At 74.5% G+C, this 14,845-nt stretch carries 14 protein-coding genes; 6 read left to right on the top strand and 8 right to left on the bottom strand.

Going from position 1 to position 14,845, the window contains the following annotated elements; translation table 11 throughout:
* Positions 1–29 precede the first annotated feature (29 nt).
* The 3 genes from C1703_RS02850 (at position 30) to C1703_RS02840 (ending at position 2,945) form a co-directional block, all read left to right on the top strand.
* Positions 30–1,502 (top strand): ketol-acid reductoisomerase, encoded by a 1,473-nt coding sequence (locus C1703_RS02850; protein ID WP_114250375.1) that lies wholly within the window; start codon positions 30–32, stop codon positions 1,500–1,502.
* Positions 1,503–1,620: 118 nt separating this feature from the next.
* The gene (locus tag C1703_RS02845; protein WP_114250374.1) at positions 1,621–2,511 is read left to right on the top strand and encodes an NAD(P)-dependent oxidoreductase; all 891 of its coding nucleotides are present in this window, start codon (positions 1,621–1,623) and stop codon (positions 2,509–2,511) included.
* 11 nt (positions 2,512–2,522) lie between these two features.
* Positions 2,523–2,945 (top strand): PPOX class F420-dependent oxidoreductase, encoded by a 423-nt coding sequence (locus C1703_RS02840; RefSeq protein ID WP_114250373.1) that lies wholly within the window; start codon positions 2,523–2,525, stop codon positions 2,943–2,945.
* Positions 2,946–2,947: 2 nt separating this feature from the next.
* On the opposite strand, the gene C1703_RS02835 is transcribed toward C1703_RS02840, so the two are convergent.
* From C1703_RS02835 to C1703_RS02825, 3 genes are read right to left on the bottom strand one after another with little or no spacing between them, the layout of a single operon-like run.
* Positions 2,948–3,859: a phosphotriesterase gene (locus C1703_RS02835; RefSeq protein ID WP_114257263.1), complete on the bottom strand. Its 912-nt coding sequence runs from the start codon at positions 3,857–3,859 to the stop codon at positions 2,948–2,950.
* A complete protein-coding gene (locus tag C1703_RS02830; RefSeq protein ID WP_114250372.1) occupies positions 3,856–4,434 on the bottom strand; it encodes a DUF4865 family protein in 579 nt (192 codons plus the stop codon). Before C1703_RS02830 ends, C1703_RS02835 begins: the two co-directional genes overlap by 4 nt.
* A gap of 10 nt (positions 4,435–4,444) precedes the next feature.
* Positions 4,445–5,023: a TetR/AcrR family transcriptional regulator gene (locus C1703_RS02825; RefSeq protein ID WP_198678068.1), complete on the bottom strand. Its 579-nt coding sequence runs from the start codon at positions 5,021–5,023 to the stop codon at positions 4,445–4,447.
* 163 nt (positions 5,024–5,186) lie between these two features.
* Between C1703_RS02825 and C1703_RS02820 the strand changes: the two genes are divergently transcribed.
* The gene (locus C1703_RS02820; RefSeq protein ID WP_114250371.1) at positions 5,187–5,474 is read left to right on the top strand and encodes an SHOCT domain-containing protein; all 288 of its coding nucleotides are present in this window, start codon (positions 5,187–5,189) and stop codon (positions 5,472–5,474) included.
* A 217-nt stretch (positions 5,475–5,691) separates the two neighbouring features.
* Here C1703_RS02820 and C1703_RS02815 read toward each other — a convergent pair whose 3' ends face one another.
* The gene (locus C1703_RS02815) at positions 5,692–6,234 is read right to left on the bottom strand and encodes an ATP-binding protein (protein WP_114250370.1); all 543 of its coding nucleotides are present in this window, start codon (positions 6,232–6,234) and stop codon (positions 5,692–5,694) included.
* Between the two features lie 183 nt (positions 6,235–6,417).
* The gene (locus tag C1703_RS02810; protein ID WP_114250369.1) at positions 6,418–6,741 is read right to left on the bottom strand and encodes a hypothetical protein; all 324 of its coding nucleotides are present in this window, start codon (positions 6,739–6,741) and stop codon (positions 6,418–6,420) included.
* A 476-nt stretch (positions 6,742–7,217) separates the two neighbouring features.
* Here C1703_RS02810 and C1703_RS02805 point away from each other — a divergent pair, with 476 nt between their 5' ends.
* Positions 7,218–8,342: a PLP-dependent cysteine synthase family protein gene (locus tag C1703_RS02805; protein ID WP_114250368.1), complete on the top strand. Its 1,125-nt coding sequence runs from the start codon at positions 7,218–7,220 to the stop codon at positions 8,340–8,342.
* A 14-nt stretch (positions 8,343–8,356) separates the two neighbouring features.
* Here the strand turns inward: C1703_RS02805 and C1703_RS02800 are convergent, their stop codons facing one another.
* Both C1703_RS02800 and C1703_RS02795 read right to left on the bottom strand, forming a co-directional pair.
* A complete protein-coding gene (locus tag C1703_RS02800) occupies positions 8,357–8,827 on the bottom strand; it encodes an SRPBCC family protein (protein WP_114250367.1) in 471 nt (156 codons plus the stop codon).
* Positions 8,828–8,889: 62 nt separating this feature from the next.
* The gene (locus C1703_RS02795) at positions 8,890–9,726 is read right to left on the bottom strand and encodes a DeoR/GlpR family DNA-binding transcription regulator (protein WP_114250366.1); all 837 of its coding nucleotides are present in this window, start codon (positions 9,724–9,726) and stop codon (positions 8,890–8,892) included.
* A gap of 291 nt (positions 9,727–10,017) precedes the next feature.
* Here C1703_RS02795 and C1703_RS02790 point away from each other — a divergent pair, with 291 nt between their 5' ends.
* On the top strand, positions 10,018–12,390 hold the full coding sequence (locus C1703_RS02790) for a hypothetical protein (RefSeq protein WP_114250365.1): 2,373 nt from the start codon (positions 10,018–10,020) through the stop codon (positions 12,388–12,390).
* 7 nt (positions 12,391–12,397) lie between these two features.
* On the opposite strand, the gene C1703_RS02785 is transcribed toward C1703_RS02790, so the two are convergent.
* Positions 12,398–14,833 (bottom strand): right-handed parallel beta-helix repeat-containing protein, encoded by a 2,436-nt coding sequence (locus C1703_RS02785; protein WP_114250364.1) that lies wholly within the window; start codon positions 14,831–14,833, stop codon positions 12,398–12,400.
* Positions 14,834–14,845: the final 12 nt, after the last annotated feature.

The following is a 14,845-nucleotide window of genomic DNA, read 5'->3' as shown; positions in this document are numbered from 1 at the left end:
AACGCTCCGGGCGAGCCTACAACTCGACCATGACCTCGACGAGCACGTACACCTCCCGCGTCTTCCCGCTCGACACCATGGACGTGCCGGGCGGCACCGAGACCGTCCTGCCCGGCGGGCGGCACCTCTTCCCGCTCCTCCCGCGGGCCTTCGCCGGCGTCCGGCGCGTCGGCGTCCTCGGCTGGGGACCCCAGGGGCGGGCGCAGGCCCTCAACCTCCGCGACTCCCTCGCGGGCACGGACATCCGGGTGGCGGTCGGGCTGCGCCCCGGCTCCGGCTCCCGCGCCGACGCCCGAGCCCACGGCTTCACCGAGGAGGCGGGCACGCTCGGCGACTGGCTCACGGTCGCCGCCGACAGCGACCTGGTGATCCTGCTGATCGCCGACGCCGCGCTCGCCGCGCACCACCAGGAGATCTTCGCGGCCCTGAAGCCGGGCGCCGTCATCGGTCTCTCGCACGGCTTCCTGCTCGGCCATCTCCGGGAGACCGGCGGGGAGTTCCCGCCCGGGCACGGGGTGATCGCCGTGTGTCCCAAGGGCATGGGCGACTCCGTGCGGCGGCTCTACCAGCAGGGCGCGCACGTCAACGGCGCCGGGATCAACGCCAGTTTCGCCGTGCACGCCGACCCGGACGGACGGGCCGTCGACCTGGCCCTCGGCTGGTCCGTGGCGCTCGGCTCGCCGTACACCTTCCGCACCACCCTCGACAGCGAGTACCGCTCGGACATCGTCGGCGAACGCGCCATCCTGCTCGGCGCCGTCCACGGCATCGTCGAGAGCCTGTACACCCGGTACCGCCTGGCCGGCGACGACGAGGTCACGGCGTACGAACGGTCCTGTGAGAACGTCACCGGCCCGATCGCCCGCACCATCTCGCGGGCCGGGCTGCGGGCCGTCCGCGAGCACCTCGACACCGCCGGGCGGGACGTCTTCGACCGGGCGTACACGGCGACGTACGCCCCCGCGCGTGAGATCGTCGCGGAGATCTACGACGAGGTCGCCGACGGCACCGAACTGCGCAGCGTGATCCTCGCCGAACAGCGGCTCGGCGCACGGGAGATGAGCGTGATCGACGGCTCGCCGATGTGGTCGGTGAGCGACCGGGTGCGGGCCCGGCGCGGCACCCGCGACCTGCCCGTCGACCCGTTCACCGCGGGCGTGTTCGTCGCCACCATGACCGCCCAGGTCGACGAGTTCGCCGAGCGCGGCCACCCCTGGTCGGAGATCGTCAACGAGTCCGTCATCGAGGCCGTCGACTCCCTGCTGCCGTACATGCGCGCCCGGGACGTGGCCCACATGGTCGACAACTGCTCCCGCACGGCCCGGCTCGGCGCCCGTCGCTGGGGTCCGCGCTTCCAGGCCGCGTACGAGCAGATCGCCTACCCGGCGGCCGCGGCCCCGGCGGACCCGGAGCTGGTGGCGGCCTTCGCCACCCACCCGGTGCACGAGGCGCTGGCCGCGGCGGCGAAGCTGCGGCCGTCCGTGGACATCTCGGTGACCTGAAGCCTGACCCCAGGGGTATCAGGCTTGCGTGCGCCGCTTCCGGGCAGGCGAGCCGCTGAGCGGGCAGGCTGGTCGGCAGACAGCACGTCCGCACCGCACCACCGAGGAAGTTGACGCAATGACCGACAAGCTCACCGTGAGCGTCCTGGGCACCGGCATCATGGGCGCCGCGATGGCCCGCAACCTCGCCCGCGCCGGACACACCGTCCGCGTCTGGAACCGCACCCGGGCCAAGGCGGAGCCCCTGGCCGCCGAGGGCGCGCACCTCGCGGAGACCCCCGCGCAGGCGGTCCGGGACGCCGACGTCGTCCTGACCATGCTCTACGACGGCCCGGCAGCCCTGGACACCATGCGCGAGGCCGCCCCGGCCCTGCGCCCCGGCACCGCGTGGGTGCAGTCCACCACCGCCGGCCTCGAGTCCCTCGGCACCCTGGCCGCCTTCGCCCGCGAGCACGGCCTGGTCTTCTACGACGCCCCCGTCCTGGGCACCCGCCAGCCCGCCGAGGCCGGGCAGCTGACCGTGCTCGCGGCCGGCCCCGCCGAGGGCCGGGACCGGGTGACGCCGGTCTTCGACGCCGTCGGCGCCCGCACCGTGTGGACCGGCGACGACGGGGCCACGGGCGCCGCCACCCGCCTGAAGCTCGTCGCCAACAGCTGGGTCCTCGCCGCCACGGCCGCCGCCGGCGAGGCCCTCGCCCTGGCCGAGGCCCTGGACGTCGACCCGCACGGCTTCTTCGACCTCATCGCGGGCGGCCCGCTCGACATGGGCTATCTGCGCGCCAAGTCCGACCTCGTCCTCGGCGACCGGCTCACCCCGCCCCAGTTCGCCGTGAGCACCGCCGCCAAGGACGCCCGCCTGATCGTCCGGGCCGGTGCGGAGAACGGCGTCCGCCTGGACGTGGCCGAGGCCGCCGCCGCCCGACTGGAGCGCGCCGCCGCCCAGGGCCACGGCGACGAGGACATGGCCGCCGCCTACTTCGCCAGCTTCGACGACAAGCCCCACTCCTAGGAGGTCCCTCCATGTCCAAGCCGCCGCTGCCGCCCGAGGCCGACGCCCTGCTGAGCCGGCCCAACCCGTGCGTGATGGCCACGGTGCGCTCCGACGGCGCGCCGGTGTCCACCGCCACCTGGTACGCGTGGCAGGACGGCCGGGTGCTGGTCAACTTCGACGCGGGCCGCGTCCGCCTGAAGCACCTGCGCCGCGACCCGCGCGTCACCCTCACCGTCCTGGCCGGCGACGACTGGTACACCCACGTCACCCTGATCGGCCGCGTCACCGAGATGTACGACGACGAGGGCCTGGCCGACATCGACCGCCTCGCCCGGCACTACCTCGGCAAGCCCTACCCGGAGCGCGCCCGCCCCCGGGTGAGCGCCTGGGTCGAGGTCGACCGCTGGCACGGCTGGGGCGCGATGAAGGACAGCGACCAGGCCTCGACCTGAGGTCAGCGCCGCCACTCCACCGCGAACGCCCGGCCCGGATTGTCCACGAGGACGCGCTCGACCAGGTCCTCGCCCACGGCCTGGGCGAGCCGGGGCCGCACGCGGCGCAGCAGATACGGCATCCCGGGGCCGCCGTCCACCGAGCGGGCGGCGGCCGTCGTGGTGTCCGCGCCCAGCAGCAGCCGATCGCCGAACCCGGCGTCGGCCAGGGCCCGTACGGCGTCCGGCATCCGCCAGTCCGTGGCGTGGTTCGCGCGCGACGGCCCGTCGAAGGCCAGATAGCAGCCGGACTCCGCGGCCTGCCGGTGCACCACGAAGTCGGGGGAGCGGTTCAGATGCCCGAGCACCACCCGGTGCGGCGGCACCCCCAACTCCCCGCACAGCAGGTCCAGTACGTCCAGCGCACCGGTGCCCAGTTCCAGGTGCACGGCGATCGGCGCGCCCGTCGCGTGGTGCGCCTCGGCCGCCGCCGTCATGGTCCAGCGGGCATGCGCGTCCAGGGCGTGGAAGCCGCCCGCGACCTTGACGAGCCCCGCCCGCACCCCCGGCGGCCCGATGCCGTCGGTGAGTTCGGCGACGAAGACGTCGGCGAGCCGTCCCCGCAGCCCCGCGAGGGTGTCCTCGTCGTAGTGCACGTCCTGGTGCAGCCCGGTCGCCGCCACCACGTGCACACCGCACTCCCGGGACAGCGGCGGCAGATCGGCGGCCCGCCTCCCGAGCCCGTACGGCGTCCACTGCACCACGGCCCCGCCGCCCTGCTCCCGGAACGCGGCCAGCTCCGCCCGCGCCGCCGCCACGCTGCTCAGCTCCTGGCCCGGCAGCCGGGGACTGCCGAAGAACAGATGGTCGTGGGCGTCGCACACCCCCAGGTCCCCGGGCGGCACGTCCCCCAGCACCGTACGGACCGCGCTCACCACTGCCGCCCCCGGGGCAGCCGCTCCCGACCCGGCGCCGACAGGTGCAGCACCTCGAACACGTCGCCACCGGCCTCGGGCGCGTCATGCTCCCAGAGGGAGAAGTGGACCAGCTCCCAGCGGCTGGTGTCGACGGCGGCAGCGGCCAGCAGGGCCCCGTCCCCGGCGGCCAGCCGACGGGCCTCGCCCACCGCGTCCGCCACCACGCCGGCCAACGGCACGCCCTGCGGCACCGGTTGACTCCGCCGCACCGCGCACCGCGCCCGCGAGCCCTGCCCCTCCTCGTACGCGAGCCCCGTCCACTGCCGCGCGGACGGCCGCCCGAAGTCGTCGCTGAGTCCCTGGAACCCGCCGCCCCACAGGAAGGCGTTCATGCCCTCGACGGTGTTCCACAGGTAGAACGGCGCGTACTGGTTGACCGGCGAGCCGCGCAGGCCGCGCTCGCGCATCAGGTAGGCCTTGACGCCGAGCCCGTCCCAGTCGTCGAGCAGCCTCCCGCGCCGGGCGACGCGGTCCCGGATGACGCCCATGTCGTAGTCGGCGGGCAGGGTGAGCTCGTACTGCATGGCGTGCATGAAGGTCTCCTCAGGAGGTGCGCGGTGCCAGCAGGGAGAGCAGCCCCCGCACGCCCGCGTCGAACGCGTCGGGAGAGCCGGAGGCGCGGGCGAGGACGTAACCGCCCTGGACGGTCGCGACGACCGCGGTCGCGATCTCCCGGCCGTCCAGGCCGGGCGCGAACTGGCCCTGCTCCTTGCCCTCTTCGACGATCGCGGCGATCCGTTCCCGGAGCCAGTCGAGCGTCGCGTCGACCGGCGCGCGCAGCTCGGCGCTCGCGATCACGTCCGGATCCATGGTCAGCCGGCCGACCGGGCAGCCCCGCAGCACGTCCCGCTCGCGCCGCAGATACGCCGCGATGCGCTCGTACGGCGTCCCGGGGCCGTCCAGCACGGCCGCGGCCGTGGCCCGCATCTCCTCGGCGGTCCGCCGGATCGCGGCCAGCGCGAGGTCGGGCTTGCCTTTGAAGTGGTGGTACATGCTGCCCTGCCCGGCGCCCGCGCGCTCCAGGATCGCCTTCGGGCTGGTGCCCACGTAGCCGCGCTCCCACAGCAGCTCGCGGGTGGATTCGATCAGCCGTTCCGAGGTGCTCATGCACGCACTGTACATACCAGTAGGTACAGACGTCGAGATGGGAGAAGCAGCCGCGACCCGGCCGTCTACTCCGCGCGGGGTACGCGCACTGCCGCCGGCGGTACGACGACCGGGCAGCCTCGCGGGACGACCCTCGACAGCACAGGCATTCCGGCACGGCGACCGAGGAGTGGACGACATGCAGACCCTGGCGAACTACGACGGCGGCGGGCCCGGCCCGTGGATCCTGTTCTTCCCGGTGATCTGGGCGCTGGTCATCGGCGGCGGCATCGCGCTGCTGCGCCGCACCGCGTGGCGCGGACACCGCGGCGGCCCCTGGCGGCAGTCCCCCGTGGGGAACGACTCACCCATCGCCGTACTCGGCCACCGCTTCGCCTCCGGCGAGATCGACGAGGACGAGTACTGGCGCCGCCTCTCCGTACTGAACGAGGAGTTCGGGCGCACGGCGAAGGGCGGTGGCGCGTGAACCTGCCGGCAGGCCGGGGCACCGGCCCGTCAGGCGGCGGCCGCGCGCCGAGCCGCCCCGCGGAACCGCACGGTGGCGGGCCGCGGTCCGCGGCGCCGGGCGGCCCCGCCGGGCGGCCCCGCCGGGCGGCCCCGCCGGGCGGCGCACGCCCCGGGATCGCACCCCGCTGCGTACGCCCCGCCGGCGACCGCCGAGCGAACGGGTGGTCACCGCCCGGTCAACCGGCAACGGCGGACCGGGCGGGAGCATGGTCGGGCCGCAGCCCGTCGCCGGAGTGTCCCACCTCGGCGAACCGGCGCGCGGGCTTCTCCTGGGCCGCGCGCCGAGACCGGCGCGACGGCGCCGCCACCGCGGGGGAGGACGTCGGCAGCGTGAACCACACGACCTTGCCGGACTCGCCGTCCGGCCGCACGCCCCAGCTCTCGCTCATGGCGGCCACCATCGCGAGCCCGCGACCGCGGGTCGCCAGCGGCGCGATGTCCTGGGGGTCCTCCACCACGGGCATCCGCGGGTCATGGTCACGCACCGAGACCGTGAGCCGGTCGAGCAGCAGCTCTATCTCCACGGTGCAGGTCTTGTCGGGCTGGGCGTGCCGGTGGACGTTGGACAGCAGCTCCGTCACACCGAGCGAGGCCCGGTCGATCAGGGCGTCCAGATGCCAGTAGCGCAACTGCGCAGAGACGATTCTGCGGACCTGGCCGATCCGCGACGGCAGGGCTTGGAGCTCCACCGTGCAGTGCCTGCTTGGGTAGCTGATCACGGCTGCGACTCCCCGACGTGAGGTCCGGAAGAACACGGAGTTCGGATCCAGCAGGGCGCCTTCGTGACACTGCCGCCCGCTGTCGTGGCCGGCGGGCTGGTTCGCAGCGTTATCGCCGGTAAACCCAGAGTGACGTGAGACAAGAGTGACCCAGGGGGTGGGGTACCGCAACTCGCGGCCATCTCAGTCGCCGCGCCCCGCCGCCCGGCGCACGGCCTCGATGAAGCGCCGCGCGGCCGGCGGGCCCGGCTCGCCCGGGGCGGGGTCGTGGTCGCCCAGGGTGAGCAGGTACCGCTTGCCGTTGAGATCCGCCGTGGCCCGGCCGTCGGGGCCGAACCAGGGCTTGGAGGCGCGCACGGCCTGCACCGGCGCGCTGTCGATCTCACTGCCGTAACTGGTCAGCAGCTCGAGCCGGCCGTCGCTGATGCGGACCTGGCCGGCCCGGGTGAGCGAACGCAGCCGCTTCCCGATCCGCACGCCCGTGGCCCTGAACTCCGGCTCCGCCATGCCACCCGCCCCCTTGTGCGCCTCGGTGTTCCCGCCCGCCCCGCGCGGTGCCGGTACGGGCCCCCGTCCTGATCCAGTCTGCCCCGTCCCGCGGCCCGGTCCCGCAGGGCGGCGTGCCGCTCGCGGACGGCGCGCTGTGCCTGCCGGAACCCTGGCCCGCCTCGACCGGAAGCGTCGCTCCGGCGGTGCTCCCACCCCGCCGTCGCCCCGCCCGGGGCCTCGGTCCCGCGGTGCAGTCTGCCCCCGCCCGGCGTCGAGCACCAGTCCATGCGGCCCCCTCGCCGGGGGGCGCCCGCAGCACACACGCGAAAGCGCCCCCGGGACCGCGCGCCCCCTTGCCCCGGCCTCTGCCCCAGGGGGCGCTTTGGGGGGCTCAAAGGCGCGTTTATGCAGGTGAGAAGCGTGCGCCGGGTGCTTATGATCGGGGGTGCCGGCCGCGCGCCCCGTTGTCGGCGCGCAGCGTTAGGAGCCCCCTCGTGAGCACTCCCCGGCAGACCCGGACCGGCGTGACCCTCGACGTCGACCACACCGACCCCGCCTACCGCGCGTGGCTGAAAGAGGCCGTCCGCAGGGTCCAGGCCGACGCCAACCGCTCGGCCGACACGCATCTGCTCCAGTTCCCCCTGCCGGAGCGCTGGGGCATCGACCTGTACCTGAAGGACGAGTCGACGCACCCCACCGGCAGCCTCAAGCACCGCCTCGCCCGCTCGCTCTTCCTGTACGGCCTGTGCAATGGCTGGATCCGGCCGGACAGACCGGTGATCGAGGCCTCCAGCGGCTCGACGGCCGTCTCCGAGGCGTACTTCGCGAAGCTGATCGGGGTGCCCTTCATCGCCGTCATGCCGCGCACCACGAGCGCCGAGAAGATCCGCCTCATCGAGTTCCACTCCGGCCGCTGCCACTTCGTGGACGACCCGCGCACGATGTACGAGGAGTCCGCCCGGCTCGCGGCCGAGACCGGCGGCCACTACATGGACCAGTTCACCTACGCCGAACGGGCCACGGACTGGCGCGGGAACAACAACATCGCCGAGTCCATCTTCCGCCAGCTGCGCCTGGAGCGGTTCCCCGAGCCCGCGTGGATCGTCGCCACGGCGGGCACCGGCGGCACCTCCGCGACCCTCGCGCGCTACATCCACTACATGCAGTACGACACCCGCGTCTGCGTGGCCGACCCCGAGAACTCGTGCTTCTTCGACGGCTGGACCACCGGCGATCCGGACGTCACGTGCGACTGCGGCTCCCGGATCGAGGGCATCGGCCGGCCCCGCATGGAACCGAGCTTCGTACCCGGCGCGATCGACCGGATGATGAAGGTGCCCGACGCGGCCAGCGTCGCCGCCGTACGGGCCCTGGAGCGCGCCATCGGCCGCAAGGCGGGCGGCTCGACCGGCACGGGCCTGTGGAGCGCGCTGAAGATCGTGGCGGAGATGGTGGCCGCGGGGCGGCAGGGGAGCGTCGTGACCCTGCTGTGCGACCCGGGGGACCGCTATCTCGACAAGTACTACTCGGACGCCTGGCTCGCCGCCCAGGGGCTGGACATCGAGCCCTACACCGCCGCGATCGACTCGCTGCTGGCGACCGGCGTCTGGCCCGACTGAGACCGGGCCCGGGCTCAGGCCGTCAGCCTGCGGTCCAGCGCGGCCACGGCGTCCCGGAAGGCACGCGCCTGGCCCGCGCGGACCGGCTTCATGGCGAGCCGGTACACCGCCGACCCGTCGGTGGCGAAGGTCCACCGCACCCGGGTGCCGGTGCCGGCCGGGGAGAGCCGCCACTCCTCGACGATCGCCCGCACCCCGGGCACGTTGGTGACGTCGACCCGATAGGCGTACACCTCGGGTTCCTTCGCCGCGATGACCGACTCGCGGAACCGGACGCCCCCGGTGAGCGTGATGTCGCGGCCCGCGCCGCCGTCGACCGGGCGGGCGGCCCGCACCTGGGCGAACCACTCGGCCCAGCCGGGCACGTCGTCGTGGAGCGCACGGTAGACCGCCTCCACCGGCGCGGAGATCTCCCGTACGAACACATGCCGTACCGGCGCGACCTCGAGGAAGTCGAGCCCCACCGGGCGCAGACGGTGAGCCATGGACGCAGCCCTCCCGGACGGAAGCGGGCGATGACCGAAGCGTCACCCTAGCTGGCGCCCCGTCAGCTGTCTGCCCCCTCCTCGGGCTCGGGCTCCCCGGCCACGACCAGCCGCCGCAGATGCTCGGCGACCACCCCGCGCGCCTCCTCGGGCAGGCCGGCGTCCGTCACGAGCGTGTCGATCCGTTCCAGCGAGGCGAACGAACTCAGGCCCACCTTGCCCCACTTGGTGTGGTCGGCGACCACCACCACGCGCCGCGCCGACTGCACGAGCCGCCGGTTCGTCTCGGCCTCCGCGAGGTTCGGCGTCGACAGGCCGGCCTCGACCGATATGCCGTGCACCCCGAGGAACAGCAGGTCGAAGTGGAGCGCCGCGATCGCCTGGTCGGCCACCGGCCCCACCAGCGAGTCGGAGGGCGTGCGCACACCGCCGGTCAGCACGACCGTGGCCGCGCCCTGCCGCGGGCCCGAGGTGCGCTGCGCCGCGTGGAAGACGTCGGCCACCCGCACCGAGTTGGTGACCACCGTGAGGTCCGGGACGTCCAGCAGCTGGTGCGCCAGCGCGTACGTCGTCGTTCCGCCCGACAGGGCGATCGCCGCGCCCGGCGCGACCAGCTTGGCCGCGGCCCGCGCGATGTCCTCCTTGGCGGTGAGCTCCAGGCCCGACTTGGCCTCGAAGCCCGGTTCGTGCGTACTCGCCTCGACCACCGGGACCGCGCCGCCGTGCACCTTCTCCAGCACGCCCTGCCGGGCGAGCGCGTCGAGGTCGCGGCGGACCGTCATGTCCGACACGCCGAGCTTGCGGGTCAGCTCGTTGACCCGCACTCCGCCCCGGCGGCGGACCTCGTCGAGGATCAGGGATCGCCGCTGCTCCGCGAGGAGGTTCTGATTCTCGCTCACGTACGCTCCGGTCCTTTCGCCTCAATGCCGTCCGACACGCCCAGCGCACCCGCCCCAACCAGGACATTTCTCCCGGCTCCGGTGCGCGGACGTCCCATCCTCGCATGTCGCGGGGCGACCGGCGGCATCGACCGCTCGCCGCGCACATGCCACGCCAGGGCTCATCTGCCGCCCCGCCGCATCACGGATCGGGAAGATTCCGTGACAGGAGGTGTACGACGCCGCCGAACCGGAGATCCTTGTGCCCGCACGGACAGAGCCGACGGCGTGTCACGGGGGATGTGCGAATCAGTGGAACGTGCGCAGGAACATGCGTCGACCGGCGGACCGGACGGCCTGGCCACGCGGCCCGGCGAGACCGGCACCGCCCTGGAACTCCTGGTCCACGGCGTGGGCGGCACCACGCCGCAGGAGATGCTCAACGACCCGCGGACCGAGCGGATCACCGGCGACGACATCGCGGCCGTCTTCCGGCGCGCCGACGACGTCGACGCCGAGAACAACCCCGACGCCCACCGCCGGGACGGCCCCGTGCCCGAGGCCTACGTCTGGTGCAACCTCACCTCCGGCAACGGCACCCGCGCCCTGTGGCTGCTGCTCCTGCCGTTCATGGTCGTCAACCTCGCCCACTGGATGCGCCCCAGCGCCCACGGCCGCCGCCGCACCGTGCGCCTGTACGGCCTCCTGGTGCGGCTCGCCGCCCTCACCCTGACGGTGCTGCTCGTCGCCGCGGCCTGCGAGGTCGCCCTCGACCTGGCCGCCTGGCAGTGCGCGGGCACGACCGCCTGCGCCGACCGCCACTCCTGGCTGGGCTTCCTCTCACCCACCGTCTCCGACGGCGGCTGGTGGAGCAGCCCCGGCCGCAGGCTCGCCCTCGCCTCCCTCGTCCCCACCGCCCTGACCGGCCTCCTCTGGTACCTGTCCCGGCGCACCTGGAGCGACTACGAGTCCCAGCAGCCGATCGCCCGCGACCCCGAGTCCGACGAGGACCCCGGACCGACCGCCCTCGGCCGGCCCGGCTTCTGGTACGGACGCCGGCTGGTGGCCCGGCTGCGCGCCGCGCACACCGCCGCCGGCCTGCTGACGGTCGCCGCCGCGGTCGGCAGCGCCGCCGCCCGCCACGACCGCGAGCCCGGCGGCCCCGCCCTGCTGCACACCCTCGGCCTGCTCCTGGAAGCGGCCCTCGCCGCTTGCGCCGTCGCCGTGGTCTGGGTGGTGTGCCGCCGGGGCCGCAGCGAGAAGCGCCTGGACAAGGAACTCGACGAGCGCTTCGTACGACGCCTGCCGCTCGCCGCCCTCGCCCTGCTCGCCCTCGCCCTGCTCTACGCCGGGTGGGAGCGGCCCGGCTGGGAGTCGGCAGGGCGGCTGCCGGGCGACACCGCCTTCGGCGGCCTCGCCCTGGCCCAGGGCCTGCTCGTGGTCGTCCTGGCCGTCGTCGCCCACACCCTGCACCGCACCGACCCCGACCGGCGGGCCGTGCTGCGGGGCATGGGCGGACCGGCCGTGGCGATGCTGGGCTGCGCCCTGGGCGGGGTGATGTCCGGCGGCGTGTCCCAGCGCGTCTCCGACTGGCTGGACGGCACGGGCGCGTCGATCGCGGGCCCGCCGGTCCTGCTGACCTGGCAGGCGTCCGTGATCCCGCCGCTGCTCGTCGTGCTGCTGGGGCTCTTCGGCTGGCTGGCCCACCGCGCCTGGCAGCTCGCCCGCGCCGAACGCGACGCCGTCGCACGCGACTACCCGGACGCGGCCATGGACCCCGCCCGCACCCGCCGGATCGCCTACGCCCGCGCCATGGCCGCCCTCACCGACCGAGGACCCCGCATCGTCGCCGTCACCTCCGGCGTCACCCTGCTGCTCGGCGCCGGAGCCCTCGTCGGTGCCCTGACCACCGACCAGACACCCGGCGAGGCCGCACGGGGCACCTACCCCGTCCTCCACGGCGCCGCGGAAACCGCCCAGGCCCTCGGTTCCTGGCTGATCGGCCTCGGCTTCATACTCTTCGTCACCTGGGGCAGGCGCGCCTACAAGGACCCCGCCGCGCGCCGCACCATCGGCATCCTGTGGGACGTCGGCACCTTCTGGCCGCGCGCCGCCCACCCCTTCGCCCCGCCCTGCTACGCCGAGCGCGCCGTGCCCGACCTGACCTGGCGGATGGCGACCTGGACCCGGGTCACCGGCGGACGCCTCGTCATCTCCGGGCACTCGCAGGGCAGCGTGCTCGCCGCCGCCGCGGCCTGGCAACTCGCCCCCTCCGCCCGCAGACGCGTCGCGCTGCTGACCTACGGCTCCCCGCTGGAGCGCCTGTACGGCCGCTGGTTCCCGGCGCACTTCGGCCCCGCCGCGCTCAGCTCCCTGCACCGGGACGTCGACTGCTGGCGCAACCTGTACCGGCTCACCGACCCCATCGGCGGCCCCATGCGCCTGCCCGGCGACCGCGGCCCCCAGGTCGACCACCCGCCCCTGAAGGACCCCCTCGCCTACGGCCGCACCGACCTGCTGCCGCTGCCCGCGCCGATCCTCGGCCACTCCGACTACCAGGCGGACCCGGCGTTCGCCGAGGAACGCCGCCTGCTGCTGGCCCGCCTGCGGCCGGGGGTGCCCGCACCCCGCGACACACCCGAGCCGCCGGCCCCACGGGACACACCCGAGCCGCCCGCGGCGTAGGCGAACCTCAGAGCAGCTCGGGCAGGTCCTCGGCGTAGAGCAACGTCAGATCGTCCGTGGTGGGCTCGGCGAGCTGGGCGACCCGGCTCGCGTGCCGCTCCACCATGGCCTCGAACGTCTGCCGCGCCGTACGGCCGTTGCCGAACGCCGGGCCTTTGGGCATCGCCGTGAAGTACTTGAGCAGCGCCTCCGCCGCACCCGGCGCCAGCCGGTACTCGTGCTCCTCGGCCTGCTGCTCCACGATCCGCAGCAGGTCCTCGGGGCCGTAGTCGCTGAAGGTGATGGTCCGTGAGAAACGGGAAGCAACACCGGGGTTGACCGACAGGAAGCGCTCCATCTCGGCCGTGTAGCCCGCGACGATCACCACGACCGCGTCCCGGTGGTCCTCCATCAGCTTCACCAGCGTGTCGATGGCCTCCTTGCCGAAGTCACGGCCCGCGTCCTCCGGGGACAGCGCGTACGCCTCGTCGATGAACAGCACGCCGCCGCGCGCCTTCTCGAACGCCTCCTGCGTGCGGATCGCCGTCGAGCCGATGTGCTCGCCGACCAGGTCGACCCGGGACACCTCGACCAGGTGGCCCTTCTCCAGCACGCCGAGGGAGGCGAGGATCTCGCCGTACAGGCGCGCGACCGTCGTCTTGCCCGTGCCCGGGGAGCCGGTGAAGACCAGGTGCCGCTTGACCGACGCCGCCTTCAGACCGGCCTGCTGCCGGCGCCGGCCGACCTCGATCATGTCCGTGAGGGCGCGCACCTCGCGCTTGACGCTCTCCAGGCCCACCAGCGCGTCCAGCTCACCGAGGACGTCCTTGGAGGTGCGGACGGGCTGCGCGGGCTCGGCGACCGGGGCCGGGGGCGGCGGTTCGGTGCGCTGCTCCGGCACCGCGCCGAGCAGACCGGGGGAGTGGCTCACCGTCTGCACGGCCGTCTCCCGCGCCGCGGGCGCCCGCAGCCCCGCGCTCTCGTCGCTCGTGCAGTCCTCGACGAGCGGGCCCGCCCCGGACGCCGCGTCCGCGCCGCTGTCCGCGAACTCGTAACCCCCGCGCGCGCACCGCTCCGTGCGGCACTTCCTGAGCGTCGTACGGCTGCCGTCGATCACGTGGAAGCCGTAGCCGCCGCTGCCCGTCACCCGGCAGTTCAGGAAGCTGCCGCGGCCCCCGGCCGACACGTAGACGCCCGCTTCCGCCGGGGAGTCGACCGTGCAGCGCTCCACGGTGGGGTCGGCGCCCTTGGTGACGATCACGCCGGTCTGGGTGCCGTCCAGCGTGCAGTTGCTGAGGGTGCCGCCGCTGCCGTGGTCGCGGAACCAGGCGCCCGTCGCCGCGTCCCGGATCCGGCAGTCGTCGAGCTGCGCCGTCGCGCCGTCGCTCACCGACACGGCCGTGTTGCGCACCTGCGACAGGTCGCTGTCGACGACGTCCGCGCGCGAGCCGCGGTCGAGGACGAACAGCGCGTCCGGCACGTCGTGCACCCGGCAGGAGTCCAGGACCGCGGTGGCGCCGTCGCTGACCCACACCGCGGGGTAGTCGCCCGTGCTGTCGAAGATCTCGCACTGGTTGGCGTCCACGCGCGTGCCCGGGTCCCACACCGACAGGCCGTTGCGGCCGAACTGCCGCACCGTGGTGCGGGTCAGCGTGAGGACGGAACGGGAGCGCAGGTCGACCGCGTTCTCCGGGATGTCGTGGATGCGGCAGTCGGCGAGGGTCAGCACGGCGTCCGTGTCGAGCGTGACCCCGTCGGCGGTCGTGCGGTGCACATCGCAGTCGGTGAGGTGCGCCGTGGCCCGGCCGGTGATCTGCACCCCGCTGCCCCGCACCTCGTACACCTCGCAGCCCACCGCCTCCAGCGCGGTGTTCTCCCCGGTCGCCGACAGGCCCGAGCCGGACGTGTGGTGGATCCGGCAGCGCTCCAGACGGGGGTGCGCGCCGCCGCGCACGGCCACGCCCGCCTGGCCGGCCGCGACGACCTCGCACTCCTCGAACACCCCGCCCGCGCCGTCGAGTACGGCGATGCCGATGCCGGCCGGGTTGTCGACCGCGCAGCGCCGGACCGTGGGCCGGGCGCTGCCGCGCACCTCGATCCCGGCCGCCGACCGCGTCACCACCCGCACGTCCCGCAGCTCCGGGGTGCCCTCCTCGACCAGCACGGCCGGGGCGGCCGCGTCCTGGCCCTCCACGTGCAGGTCCTGGACCACCGCCGAGGCGCGCACGGTCAGCGGCACCCCGTCCACGGGCGCGATCCGCACCGAGCCGGGGGAGCCCTCGGGACCGCGCAGGGTCACCGCGCGCTGCACCACGAGGTTCTCCCGGTAGGTGCCGGGGGCGACGGTGAGGACGTCGCCGTCGGCCGCGGCCTCCAGGGCGGCGGCGAGCGATGCGTACTCACCCGTGCGGCGCCGCCACCGCGACGTGCCGGTGTGCGTCACCTGGACCGTGCCCTGTGCCATGGTGTAGCTGTG

Origin of the sequence: Streptomyces sp. Go-475 (assembly GCF_003330845.1) — a bacterium.
Taxonomy (GTDB): domain Bacteria; phylum Actinomycetota; class Actinomycetes; order Streptomycetales; family Streptomycetaceae; genus Streptomyces.
This window is presented reverse-complemented; position numbering and strand designations above follow the sequence as displayed.

What these genes read in the sequence shown, in the direction of transcription:
- C1703_RS02850 (WP_114250375.1), top strand. Translation starts at nt 30, where the DNA reads ATGACCTCGACGAGCACGTACACCTCCCGCGTCTTCCCGCTCGACACC.
- C1703_RS02845 (WP_114250374.1), top strand. Translation starts at nt 1,621, where the DNA reads ATGACCGACAAGCTCACCGTGAGCGTCCTGGGCACCGGCATCATGGGC.
- C1703_RS02840 (WP_114250373.1), top strand. Translation starts at nt 2,523, where the DNA reads ATGTCCAAGCCGCCGCTGCCGCCCGAGGCCGACGCCCTGCTGAGCCGG.
- C1703_RS02830 (WP_114250372.1), bottom strand. Translation starts at nt 4,434, where the DNA reads ATGCACGCCATGCAGTACGAGCTCACCCTGCCCGCCGACTACGACATG.
- C1703_RS02825 (WP_198678068.1), bottom strand. Translation starts at nt 5,023, where the DNA reads ATGTACAGTGCGTGCATGAGCACCTCGGAACGGCTGATCGAATCCACC.
- C1703_RS02820 (WP_114250371.1), top strand. Translation starts at nt 5,187, where the DNA reads ATGCAGACCCTGGCGAACTACGACGGCGGCGGGCCCGGCCCGTGGATC.
- C1703_RS02810 (WP_114250369.1), bottom strand. Translation starts at nt 6,741, where the DNA reads ATGGCGGAGCCGGAGTTCAGGGCCACGGGCGTGCGGATCGGGAAGCGG.
- C1703_RS02800 (WP_114250367.1), bottom strand. Translation starts at nt 8,827, where the DNA reads ATGGCTCACCGTCTGCGCCCGGTGGGGCTCGACTTCCTCGAGGTCGCG.
- C1703_RS02785 (WP_114250364.1), bottom strand. Translation starts at nt 14,833, where the DNA reads ATGGCACAGGGCACGGTCCAGGTGACGCACACCGGCACGTCGCGGTGG.